This is a genomic window from Rhodopseudomonas sp. AAP120 (assembly GCF_001295845.1).
In the GTDB taxonomy this organism is placed as follows: Bacteria; Pseudomonadota; Alphaproteobacteria; order Rhizobiales; family Xanthobacteraceae; genus Rhodopseudomonas.
In genome coordinates this window covers 23,115-35,836 of sequence record NZ_LJIC01000099.1, presented here as the reverse complement: position 1 = coordinate 35,836, position 12,722 = coordinate 23,115, and the positions used below count along the sequence as shown (strand labels likewise).

The 12,722-nt window shown below is 63.6% G+C and carries 7 protein-coding genes; 5 read left to right on the top strand and 2 right to left on the bottom strand.

Annotation, left to right across the window (positions count from 1 at the left end; genetic code table 11):
- Positions 1-11 precede the first annotated feature (11 nt).
- The gene (locus IP86_RS16285) at positions 12-518 is read left to right on the top strand and encodes a gluconokinase (protein WP_054163625.1); all 507 of its coding nucleotides are present in this window, start codon (positions 12-14) and stop codon (positions 516-518) included.
- Positions 519-523: 5 nt separating this feature from the next.
- Positions 524-1,336 carry an HAD family hydrolase gene (locus tag IP86_RS16280; protein ID WP_054163581.1) on the top strand — a complete coding sequence of 271 codons (813 nt, stop codon included), beginning with the start codon at positions 524-526 and terminating at the stop codon, positions 1,334-1,336.
- A gap of 9 nt (positions 1,337-1,345) precedes the next feature.
- On the opposite strand, the gene IP86_RS16275 is transcribed toward IP86_RS16280, so the two are convergent.
- On the bottom strand, positions 1,346-3,154 hold the full coding sequence (locus IP86_RS16275) for a glycoside hydrolase family 15 protein (protein ID WP_054163580.1): 1,809 nt from the start codon (positions 3,152-3,154) through the stop codon (positions 1,346-1,348).
- Positions 3,144-5,117 carry a 4-alpha-glucanotransferase gene (gene malQ / locus IP86_RS16270; protein ID WP_054163624.1) on the bottom strand — a complete coding sequence of 658 codons (1,974 nt, stop codon included), beginning with the start codon at positions 5,115-5,117 and terminating at the stop codon, positions 3,144-3,146. The genes IP86_RS16275 and malQ overlap by 11 nt, the downstream gene beginning before the upstream one ends.
- A 158-nt stretch (positions 5,118-5,275) precedes the next feature.
- Between malQ and IP86_RS16265 the strand changes: the two genes are divergently transcribed.
- The 3 genes from IP86_RS16265 to glgB are packed head-to-tail and all read left to right on the top strand — an operon-like array spanning position 5,276 to position 12,721.
- Complete coding sequence (locus IP86_RS16265; RefSeq protein WP_082364055.1) at positions 5,276-7,261, top strand: alpha-1,4-glucan--maltose-1-phosphate maltosyltransferase; 1,986 nt, start codon at positions 5,276-5,278, stop codon at positions 7,259-7,261.
- Positions 7,262-7,271: 10 nt separating this feature from the next.
- A complete protein-coding gene (treS, locus tag IP86_RS16260; protein WP_054163579.1) occupies positions 7,272-10,574 on the top strand; it encodes a maltose alpha-D-glucosyltransferase in 3,303 nt (1,100 codons plus the stop codon).
- Entirely contained in the window at positions 10,571-12,721 is a 2,151-nt protein-coding gene (gene glgB, locus IP86_RS16255; RefSeq protein ID WP_054163578.1) for a 1,4-alpha-glucan branching protein GlgB, read from the top strand. The genes treS and glgB overlap by 4 nt, the downstream gene beginning before the upstream one ends.
- Position 12,722: the final 1 nt, after the last annotated feature.

Here is a 12,722-nt window from a genome sequence, read left to right as displayed (position 1 = left end):
CGCTGATCGTGATGGGCGTGTCGGGCTCCGGCAAGACCTCGGTCGGCAAGGCGCTCGCCAACCGGCTCGGCTGGACCTACGAGGACGCCGACGATTTCCATCCGCCCGCCAACGTCGCGAAGATGAGCGCCGGTCACCCGCTGACCGACGACGATCGCCGGCCGTGGCTGCGCGCCATCGCCGGCGAAATCGATCGGGTGGCCGATGGCGGCGGCCGCGTCGTGTTCGGCTGCTCGGCCCTGAAGCGCAGTTACCGCGACGTGCTGGTCCACGGTCGCTCCGATACGCGGATCATTTATCTCGACGGAAGCCGCGACACGATCGCCGGACGTATCGCCGCGCGCCGGCATCACTTCATGCCGCCAGGCCTGCTCGACAGCCAATTCGCCACGCTCGAGCCGCCCGCCCCCGACGAAAACCCCATCGTGGTCGGCATCGATCATCCCATTGAACAGATCGTCGACGGCATCGTCGCCCAGCTCCCGACAGCTGCAGCGCCCCGATCCGTCGTGGAGTAATCGACATGTCCCGCATCCGCCTGGTCATTTCCGATGTCGACGGCACTCTTGTGACGTCGGACAAGCGTCTGACGGACGCCGCCCGCGCCGCTGTCACCAAATTGCAGGACGCCGGCATCGGCTTCACCCTGACCAGCAGCCGTCCCCCGGTCGGCATGCGGCTCTTCAGCGATGCACTGGGCATCATCCTGCCGATGGGGCCGTTCAACGGCAGCTCCATCGTCGATCCCTCGCTCGCGGTGATCGAACAGCATCTGATCCCCGCGGACGCGGTGGCCAAGAGCATCGCGCTGCTCGACCGCTACGGCATCGACATCTGGATCTTCACCAACGACAATTGGTACATCCGCCGCGACGACGGCAAGTATGTGCCGCACGAGCAGCGCACCATCCAGTTCGACCCGACTCAAATCGACGACTTCGCGCCTTTGATCGGAAAGGCCTGCAAGATCGTGGGGGCCAGTCCCGACTTTGCACTGCTGGAGCGATGCGAGACCGAGCTTCAGGCCGCGCTGGGCGACAGCGCGCTCGCGGTGCGCTCGCAGGACTACTATCTCGACGTCACGCCGCCCGGCCAGAGCAAGGGCACTTTCGTGCAGGCGATGTCGAAGCGCCTTGAAATCCCCGCAGACGCGATCGCCACGCTCGGCGACATGCAGAACGATCTTCCGATGTTCAAGGTCAGCGGCCTGCCGATCGCGATGGGCAATGCCACGGCAGACGTCAAGAAGCTGGCCAAGCACGTCACCCGGACCAACGAACAGGACGGTTTCGCGGCGGCGATCGACTTCATCCTCGCCCGCAACGCCGGAGGCTGACCTGTGCGCCTACTGTGAACGCTGAACGGCGGGCTTCTTGCCGCACTCGGCCATCGCGGTACTGAGATTGTCGGCGGTCACGACGACTGCGATATGGGTCAACGCCTGCGGGAAGTTGCCGGTCTGCCGCCCCGCATCCGGATCGTACTCTTCGGCCAATAGACCGACGTCGTTGGCGACGCCGACGACCCGATCGAACAGCTCCTTCGCATCGTCGATTCGGCCCGCCAGCACATAGGCATCGGCCAGCCAAAGGCTGCAGGCGAGAAACGCGCCTTCGATCGGCAATGGTTGTTCGGGCGTCTCGCGCGGATCGTGGCGCATCACAAAGCCACGGTGCATCAGATGCGTCTCGATCGCCGCAATCGTCCCGCTGATCCGCGGATCGTCCGGCGCCAGAAAGCCGACTGCGGGAAGCAGCAGCAGGCTGGCGTCGAGCACATCGGCGCCGTAGTGCTCGACGAACGAATTCTGCTTCGCGTCAAAGCCCTTGGCGCAGACATCGCGATGGATTTCGTCACGCAGCGCCCGCCATTTGTCGAGCGGCGCCTCCAGTCCGAATTTTTCCGCGCTTTTGATGCCCCGGTCGAACGCGACCCAGCACATCACCTTGGAAAACACGTAGTGCTTGCTGGCTCCGCGTCTCTCCCAAATGCCGCTGTCGGGCTGATTCCAGACTTCAGCGAGATGTTCGAGTACGGCGCGCTCCATCGACCAGGTGTCGCCGTCGAGCTCGAGGCCGCCCATCCGCCACTGATGAAATGCATCGATCAATTCGCCATAGACGTCGAGCTGCAGCTGGCCGTGGGCGGCGTTGCCGATCCGCACTGGCTGCGCTCCCTGATAGCCCGGCAACCAGTCTGCCTGCCATTCCAGCAGCCGACGATGACCGTAGATCGAGTACATGATCTGCATCTCGGCGGGCGCGCCGGCGGCGGCGCGCATCAGCCAGTCGTGCCAGGCGGAGGCTTCGCTGGAGTAGCCGTTGTTCATCAGCGCGAACAGCGTGAAAGTCGCGTCGCGCAGCCAACAGAAGCGATAGTCCCAGTTGCGCGAGCCGCCGAGTTGCTCCGGCAGCGAGGTCGTCGGCGCCGCGACGATGCCGCCGCTCGGCTGGAAGATCAGTGCTTTGAGCGTGATCAGCGAGCGCATCACCAGATCGCGGTGGTCGCCGTCATAGGTGCACCGACCGGCCCAGTCGGCCCAAAAAGCCTCTGTGTCGCGGAGAGCATCGAACGGGTTGACGACCTTCGGCACAGGGAGGTGTGAAGGCCCATAGCTCATGACGAACGGGATCGTCTCCCCCTCGCTGACCGAGAACTCGGCAACCGTCGTCATGGCTTCGCCGTGGGTGAGGATCGGTGAGCGTAAGACCGCCATGTCAGGCCCGCAGATCGCGAGCAACTCGCCTTCCTGTTCGCCGCGCTTCACCCAGGGAATGTTGACCCCGAAGCCGAAGCGCAGCACGAGATGCATCCGCATCTCCACCGTTCCGGCATCGCCTCTGACCATCCGCACGACATCCGACGCTTTGCCGCGCGGCGGCATGAAGTCGATCAGCGTGACCGTCCCGCTCTCGGTTTCGAACCGCGTCTCCAGGATGAGGCTGTCGCCGCGATAGCGCCGCGTCGTTGTCGTGGGGGGTAAGGACGGGCTGATCTGCCAGTGGCCGTGGCTGTCGTCACCGAGCAGCGCGGCGAAGCACGCGTCGGAATCGAAATACGGCCAGCACAGCCAGTCCATCGAGCCGTCATATCCGACCAGGGCCGCAGTTTCGCAGTCCCCGATCAGCGCGTAGTCTTCTATGTCACCCGGCAACGGCGTTCACCGCGTGACGGCGCTCTTCGGTGGCGGCCATCAGCGCCTGGCGATTGATGACGGACGCGATCTCTTCCAGCCCGTTCGGCAGGCGACGACGCCAGTTCGGATGCTCGAACACAGTGCCCGGCACGTTGGGCTGATCGATCACGCCAAGCAGGTCTTCCAGCGAGATCGCCAGCAGCCGCGACGGCGTCCGAGCCAGAAAGGTCAGCACCGCATAGATGTCTTCGTGCTGGATGCCCTGGTGTCGCAGCGCGTCACCGAGCATGTTCAGCGCGTGACGACGTGCGTCATCGCTCTCGCCCGGGTCGACGCCGACCGATCGCTTGAATTGCAGATCGGCGAAGCTGCGCCATCCGGAATAGGTGGCGAGATCGTGCGTGTTGAAGGTCACCAGCGCCTCGGGCAGATAGTGGTCGATGCCGTAGAACCAGCCCTGATGATAATCACGCTCGAACATCATCACGCGATACGACCAGATGCCCCAGCTCGCCAAATGCTCGCGAAATCCCTCCGGCACCGTGCCGAGGTCCTCGCCGATCACGACGCAGCGATTGGCGACGCTCTCCTGGGCGGTGACCGCCAGCAGCGCATCAAACGGCATCGTCACGTAGACGCCGCTGTTGGCCGCATAGCCGTGCGGGACCAGATACAGCCGGTTGAGCCCGAGCACATGATCGAGCCGGATCGCGCCCGCATAGCGCATCGCGGCGCGCAGCATGTCGCGGAACGGGGCGAAACCGGTGAGCTCGAGCCCCGCGGCGTTGAAGCCGGCGAGCCCCCAATTCTGCCCGGCAGAATTGAGCTGATCGGGCGGCGCTCCGACCGAGAGATGTCGCGATATCGCCAGTTGCTCGTTCCAGGCATCGAAGCCGTCGCTCTGCACGCCGACGGCGACGTCGAGATACAGACCGACCTCCATGCCGCGGAGCGCCGCAAGGTCGTGGCAGGCGCGCAGCTGATCGTCCGCGCACCACTGCACGAATTCGACGAATTCGATCTCGGCGCCATCCGGCCCGTCACGCAACTGCGCACAGCGGTCATCGTCAGGATGCTGCCATTCAGCCGGCCATTCCCACCATGGCTTTGCGAACTTATGCCGCAGCGTTTCGAAACAGGCGAACCGCGTCAACAGCGGCGCGCGATCGCGGCGAAAGGCTTCGAAGGCCGCGCGCCGGGTCGCGTCGGGCGCCGCCCGGAAGCGCTCGAAAGCGATCCTCAGGGCGCGCCATTTGAGATCCGCGACGGCATGGTAATCGATAAGCTCGGCATCGCGCAGCAGCGCCGCGGCCTTTTCGACACCCGGCAGGTCGGCCAGCTTGAACTCCGGAAGCTGCTCGACGTCGATATAGAGCGGATTGAGAAACAGCCGGCTGTTCGGCGAATACGGACTGCAATCGCCAGGCCGGTCGTCGAACAGCGCATGCAGCGGATTGAGCCCGATGCCACCGGCGCCGAGGCCGGCCGCGATGTCGATCAGTCGCGCCAGATCGGTAAAATCTCCGATCCCCCAATTGCGCAACGAACGCAGACCGTACAGTTGCACGGCGACGATCCATGAACGCTCGAAGTTGCCGTGATAGGCTGCCGCGGGCGAAACCAGGAGCGGCGTGTTTTCGGTGCGACCGGCGGCATCTGCCAATTGCAGCCGATAACAGCCCGAAGGAAGATCCGATGGAAGCTCAAGGCGGCGCTGGTTGGCCGTGCCTGACGCGAGCGTCGCGCCACCCGAGGTGACCGTCCACGCGACCGGTTCGGCGGCATCCGCCCTGAGCTGTGGCCGCAGGCCATCGCCATCACGGATCACCGCGACGTGTTCGAGCATGGGGTGAACCGCGCCCGCTGGCATTGCGTCGAGAATGATCTGAAGAGCAGCCGGTGGGGTGACGTGACGATGCCCCTGGCCATCAAAAAACTCGGTCTGAATCCCGAGCTCTGCCGCTTTGGTGAATAAATCCATCACGCACGCTGTCTGCGGCGGCGCGGGGAGCGCCGCGAATCCGTCAATCCCGAACAGGATAGTCGTCTGCAACGCGATTGCGTAGGGTGGGTTCCCGGAACCTTGCCGTTCCAGAAGCTTTGTAACAGGACGACGGCCCGTTGTTCGTTTCCAGGGGGATGGGACGCCAGTCCTATTACGGCATCACCGTGAACAAATCGACCCAAGCCATTCAGACCGTCGCGCCAGGCGGCGCTTTCCACATCGAAGACATCTACCCCATCATCGATGGTGGCCGTTTTCCAGTCAAAAGGATCGTCGGCGAGCCTATCGAGGTCTGGGCGGACATCTATCGCGACGGCCACGAAGTGATGGCCGCGGCGCTGATCTGGCGCCGCGAGCAGGATCACGACTGGCAGCGTACGCCGATGCGACATTTTGCCAACGACCGATGGACCGCCACATTCGTGCCGGACGCTATTGGACGATATGTGTATGCGATCGAAGCGTGGACAGACGAGTTCGCCACCTGGCGTCACGGTGTCGAATTGAAGCTCAAGGCCGGCCAGGATATCTCCCTGGATGCGCTGGAAGGCGCCGGGATGCTGACCCGGGCGCTGCATGGTGGCCCCGAGGCTCTGGCGACCGTGCATCGGCAGTGCGAAGACTATCTGCAGACCGGCGATGTCGCTCCCCTGCTCGCGCCCGAATTGCGCGACGCCATGGCGGAAAGCCAGGCGCGCCCCGACCTCACCCGTTCGCCCCTGTTGCCCCTGATGATCGACCGCGACCGCGCGCGCAACGGCGCGTGGTACGAAATGGTCTCCCGCAGCCAGAGCAAGGTGCCGGGCCAGCACGGCACGTTCCGGGACTGCATCGACCGGCTTCCGGATATCGCCGCGATGGGCTTCGACGTACTGTACTTCACGCCGATTCACCCGATCGGCCGCGTCAATCGCAAGGGCCGCAACAACTCGCTCAAGGCCGAGCCGGGCGATCCTGGCAGCCCGTACGCGATCGGCGCAGAGGAAGGCGGCCACGATGCCGTGCATCCCGAACTCGGCACGCTGGAGGATTTCCGCGCCCTGCTGGACGCCTGCAAAACCGTCGGTCTCGAGGTCGCGCTGGATATCGCTGTACAATGTTCGCCCGACCACCCGTGGCTGAAGCAGCATCCGAACTGGTTCAAACGCCGGCCTGACGGCTCGATGAAGTATGCCGAAAATCCGCCGAAACGCTACGAGGACATCGTCAATCCGGACTTCTCCTGCGACGATGCCGGCTCGCTGTGGAATGCGCTGCGCGATGTCATCCTGTTCTGGGTCGATCAGGGCGTGAAAATCTTCCGCGTCGATAATCCCCACACCAAGCCGTTGCGGTTCTGGGAATGGATGATCCGCGAGGTGCAACTTCGCCATCCGGACGTGCTGTTCCTGGCCGAGGCCTTTACCCGCCCGAAGCTGATGAAAGGCCTCGCCAAGCTCGGCTTCAGCCAATCCTACACCTACTTCACCTGGCGCACCCAGAAATGGGAAATCGAAGAGTATCTGCGCGAGCTGACCCGCTATCCCGAACGCGACTTCTACCGGCCGAACTTCTTCGTCAATACACCGGACATCCTGCCTTTCCATCTGCAGGGCGGAGAGGTGTGGATGTTCAAGGCCCGCCTTGCGCTCGCCGCGATGTTGTCATCGACCTATGGCATCTACAACGGGTTCGAGCTGATCGAACATGAGCCGATCCCCGGCAAGGAAGAATACCTCGACTCCGAAAAATACGAGATCAAGGTCCGCGACTGGGACAAGCCCGGCAATATCAAACCATACATCCGCGACATCAATCGTGCCCGCCGCGCCAACCCGGCGCTGCAGCAGACCAGCAACCTTCGCTTCGCCGACATTCAAGATCCCAACGTGACCGGCTTCATCAAAACGTCCGACGACCTCAGCAATGTGGTTGCGATCGCCATCGCGCTTTCGTCCGAGCCGCACGAATTCTGGTTTCCGCTCGGCGACACCCAGGTGGAGGTCGGCGGCGAGCGCCGCCCGGTGGCTGCCGTCGAAAACATCATCACCGGAGAGCGCTTCGGCGTGGAATGGGGCGGACTTCATCTGCGGATCGATCCGCAGCGCGACCCTGCGCTGCTGTTCCGCTGCCTCGCATGAAGGGTGCCGCATGAATCTGATGTCCCCAATCGACGAGACCGCAGACGCGGTCGATCACGAGGCTGCCGACGAGATCTGGTACAAAGATGCAATCATCTACCAGCTTCACGTCAAGGCTTTCGCCGACAGCAACAATGACGGCATCGGCGATTTCGCCGGCCTGACCGAGAAGCTGGACTATCTTCAGGACCTCGGCGTCACCACGCTGTGGCTGCTGCCGTTCTATCCCTCGCCGCAGCGCGACGACGGCTACGACATCGCCGATTACGGCTCCATCAATCCCGACTTCGGCACGATGAAGGATTTTCGCCGCTTCATCGCCGAAGCGAAGCGGCGCGGCCTGCGCGTGATCACCGAGCTGGTGATCAACCATACTTCCGATCAGCACGCCTGGTTCAAGCGCGCCCGGCGCAGCCCGAAGGATTCGAGCGCGCGGGACTGGTACGTCTGGAGCGACACCGACCAGAAGTATCAAGGCACTCGGATCATCTTCACCGACACCGAAAAGTCGAACTGGACCTGGGATCCGGAAGCCGGCCAATACTATTGGCATCGCTTCTTCTCGCATCAGCCGGACCTCAACTTCGACAACCCGCGCGTCGTCAGCGCTGTCGTCAAGGTGATGAAGCGCTGGCTGGACACCGGCGTCGACGGCTTCCGGCTGGATGCCATCCCCTATTTGTGCGAGCGCGACGGGACCAACAACGAGAATCTTCCAGAGACCCATGCGGTCATCAAGAAGTTGCGGGCCGAGCTCGATGCTTACGCCAAGGGCAAGGTGCTGCTGGCGGAAGCCAATCAGTGGCCCGAAGACGTGCAGGAATATTTCGGCCAGGGCGACGAGTGCCACATGGCCTATCACTTCCCGCTGATGCCGCGGATCTACATGGCGATCGCGCAGGAAGATCGTTTCCCGATCACCGACATCATGCGGCAGACTCCGGAAATCCCGGCCAACTGCCAGTGGGCGATGTTCCTGCGCAACCACGACGAGCTGACGCTCGAAATGGTGACGGACGTCGAGCGCGATTATCTCTGGAAGACCTACGCGGCCGATCCCCGCGCCCGCATCAATCTCGGCATCCGCCGCCGCTTGGCGCCGCTGATGGACAACGATCGCCGCAAGATCGAGCTGATGAACTCGCTGCTGCTGTCGTTTCCAGGCACGCCGATCATCTATTACGGCGACGAGATCGGCATGGGCGACAACATCTATCTGGGCGACCGCAACGGCGTGCGGACCCCGATGCAATGGTCTCCAGACCGCAATGGCGGTTTCTCCCGCGCAGACCCGGCACGGCTATATGCGCCGCCGATCATGGATCCGGTTTACGGCTACGCGTCGGTCAACGTCGAAGCGCAGGCACGCAGCCTGTCCTCGCTGCTGAGCGCGACCAAGCGGCTGATCTCGGTGCGCAAGTCCACTCCGGCGTTCGGCCGGGGCTCGATGACGTTCATCCGTCCGAGCAACCGCTCGGTGCTGGCTTACGTCCGGCAATATGAAGACGAAGTGATCCTGTGCGTCGCCAACCTGTCGCGGTCGGCCCAGCCGACCGAACTCGATCTGTCACCGTGGAAGGAACGCATCCCGCAGGAGATGCTTGGACGTACGAAGTTTCCGGCGATCGGCGAACTGCCCTACATGATCACGCTGGCGCCTTACGGCTTCTACTGGTTCAAGCTCGAGGAGCGCGGCATGTCGGAACACGTCGCGCCTGCGGCGACAGCACTGGAGTTCGAAACCCTCGTAGTCCCGGTCGGGGCGACATGGATGTCGCTCGCCCGAACGCGTGGCGTGTTCGAACGCGATGTGCTGCCGGCATTCCTGTCGCGTACACGGTGGTTTCCGGAGCGCTCGATGCGAGCGATCCAGCCGCGAGTCACGTCGGCGATCCCGTTCTCCAACACCCACGACAACCGGCCGTGGCTGGCGTTCTTTGAAGCCAGCGTGCGCGGCGTCGACGCCCGTTACGTGCTGCCGATGCAGATCAATTGGGTGCGGTTCGACCGCGAGCGGTATAATCCGCGCGCCTTCGCGGCCGTGCGGCAGGGCTCGCGCGAAGGCACCTTGCTCGACGTGGCTGGCGACACCGAGTTCACCACCCTGCTGCTCGACAATCTGCGCGAAGGCGTCGTCATCGAGAACGAAGGCGACCGTCTGGAATTCCGTCCCGGCTCCCGCCTGGCGGAGAAGCCGGCCGGTCCCTACGAACAGATCCGCGCCGTCTCGACTGAGCAGTCGAACTCGACCGCACTCGTCGGCGAAGATTACGTCATCAAGCTGTACCGACGTCTGGAGAGCGGCACCAATCCCGAAATCGAGATGGGACGCTTCCTGACCGAAGTCGCCGGTTACGGCAATACGCCCTCCTTGCTCGGCAGCGTCGAGTTGATCGAGGGCGATAAAACCAGCGCGATCGCGGTGGTGCATGAGTTCGTCGCCAACCAGGGCGACGGCTGGGTCATGACCTCCGGCTATCTCGACCGCTACGTCGATGATCAGCGCGTGCTGATGAAGGCCGAGGAAGAGGTCGTCAGCGAGGAGTTGGCGCCGTACCTGCGCTATATGGAACAGACCGGCCGCCGCGTCGCCGAGATGCACATCGCGCTCGCGAACCATCCGGAGGTCGCGGACTTCGCGCCGGAGCCGATCAGCGGCGAGGATGTCCGGCGCTGGACGGAGACCTTGTCGGCCAACGCGACCCGTGTGCTCGACGAACTCGGGCGCAAGCGCGAGAGTCTCAAAGACGGCGATCGTGCGCTGGTCGACGAATTCCTGGCGTTGCGGGATGGGCTCGCTCGACGGCTCCCAGGTCTTCTCGGCGAGAATGGCGGCCTGAAGATCCGTCATCATGGTGACTTCCATCTCGGTCAAATGTTGATCGTGAAAGAGGACGTTTTCATCATCGACTTCGAAGGCGAGCCGCGGCGATCGCAGGCGGAGCGTCGGGCGAAAGCGCCGGCCGCACGGGACGTCGCCGGCTTGGTGCGGTCGATCGATTACTCGACCACCGCTGCGCTCGAGCGGGCGCTGAAGACCCACCCCGAGGAAGCCGGCAAAATCGCCGCCGCGCTGGATGCCTGGCGGGAACGCGCGACCGACGCCTTCCTAACAGCTTACCGCGAGACGATGGCCGGCAGCCCGGTCTGGCCGGCCGATCAGGCCGCCGCCGATCGGCTACTGGACTTCTTTCTGATCGAGAAGGCATTGTACGAGATCGAATACGAGCTCGCCCATCGTCCCGACTGGCTCCGCGTGCCGCTGGCTGGCATCCTTCGCATCCTGACTCGGCAGCCCGAGGAGACGACATGACTGCGCAACTCACGGACGAGGCCTACGCGGTTCTCGAAGGCCGCCACGGCGATCCCTTTCACTATCTCGGACCTCATCCGGAGAACGACCGTGTCGTGGTTCGGGCGCTGTTGCCGGACGCAAGCGCCGTCGAGGCGATCGGTGAACATGGCGAGGCAGCTGCGCTGGAGCGCCTGCACAATGGCGGCTTGTTCGTGGGCACGCTTCCGAACGGCTCCCATCGGTATCGGCTACGCGCCCGCTTCGGAGACGCAGCGGTGGATCTCGAGGATCCCTACCGGTTCCCGCCGATCCTGACCGACTTCGATCTTTATCTGCTCGGGGAAGGCACGGACCAGCGACTATACGACAAGCTCGGCGCCCATCCGACCGTGCTCGAAGGTGTGGCGGGTGTCGCGTTCGTCGTGCTGGCCCCCAACGCGCGTGGCGTCAGCGTCGTCGGTGACTTCAACTTCTGGAATCCGCGTCGCCACCAGATGCGCGTCCGCGGCAATGGCTACTGGGAGCTGTTCATCCCCGGCGCATCCGCTGGCGACCATTACAAGTACAACATCGTCGGTCCGCACGGCGAACAACTGCCGCAGAAGTCCGACCCCCTCGCGTTCGCAGCCGAGCTTCGGCCGAAAACCGCATCGATCGTGATCGACGCAACCACCCTGCCGCATCCTCGCCCGGCTCCGGCGAACATCAACGCGCTGAGCGCGCCGATGTCGATCTACGAGGTACACCTCGGGTCATGGCGCCGGAAGGATGGCGACCAGTGGCTCACTTATCGCGACCTTGCCGAGCAACTGCCGGCATACGTCCGCGACATGGGCTTCACCCACGTCGAGTTCCTGCCTGTGAGTGAGCATCCGTTCGACGGCTCGTGGGGCTATCAGCCGACCGGGCTGTTCGCTCCAACGTCGCGGTTCGGAACGCCGGAAGATTTCTGCGCACTGATCGACGCCTGTCATGCGCAGGGCCTCGGTGTTCTGTTGGATTGGGTACCCGGCCACTTCCCCGATGACCCGCACGGCCTCGGCAATTTCGACGGCACCGCGTTGTACGAACACGCCAACCCGATGCAGGGCCGTCACCTCGACTGGGGCACGCTGATCTACAATTACGGCCGCACCGAAGTCGTCAACTTCCTGGTGTCGAACGCGCTGTTCTGGCTGGAGCGCTACGGCATCGATGGCCTGCGTGTCGATGCGGTGGCCTCGATGCTCTATCTCGACTACAGCCGCCCGGCCGGCGGCTGGATTCCGAACAAATTCGGCGGTCGCGAAAACATCGAGGCGATCGACTTTCTGCGTCGCTTCAATGCCGAGGTCTACGCGAAATTCCCCAACGCCACCACGGCTGCGGAAGAGTCGACCGCCTGGCCGCAGGTGTCACGGCCGGTCGAATTCGGCGGCCTGGGCTTTGGTTACAAGTGGAACATGGGGTGGATGCACGACACGCTGAATTACATCAACAAGGATCCGATCCACCGCAAGTATCACCACGGCCAGATCCTGTTCGGCCTGCACTACGCGTTCTCCGAAAACTTCATTCTGCCGCTGTCTCACGATGAAGTGGTCCACGGCAAGCGCTCGATCCTCGGGCGAATGCCGGGTGACGAGTGGCAGCGCTTCGCCAATCTGCGTGCGTATTACGCCTTCATGTTCGGCCATCCGGGCAAGAAGCTGATGTTCATGGGCTGCGAGTTCGGCCAGGAGCGCGAGTGGAACCACGATCGTTCGCTGGATTGGCACCTGCTCGACTCGCCGAAATACGCCGGCGTCCAGGCGCTGATCCGCGATCTCAACAAGCTGTACCGGGATCTGCCGGCGCTGCACCAACTCGATTGCGATCCCTTCGGCTTCGAGTGGATCATTACCGAGGATGCCGGCCGCAACGTGTTTGCCTGGATGCGCAAGGGCAACGACACCCGCGCGCGGTGCCTCGTGATCTCGAACTTCTCCCCGAATGTCTACCAGGATTATCGGGTCCGGGTGCCCTTCCCGGGCCGTTGGCGTGAAGTGCTGAATTCGGACGCGGGGATCTACGGCGGGAGCAATGTCGGGAACGGCGGCGAAGTGCATACCCTTGACGGGCTGGTTCCCGAGCTTAGTCTCACCATTCCGCCCCTCGCCGCGATCTTTCTGACGCCGGAAGACTAAC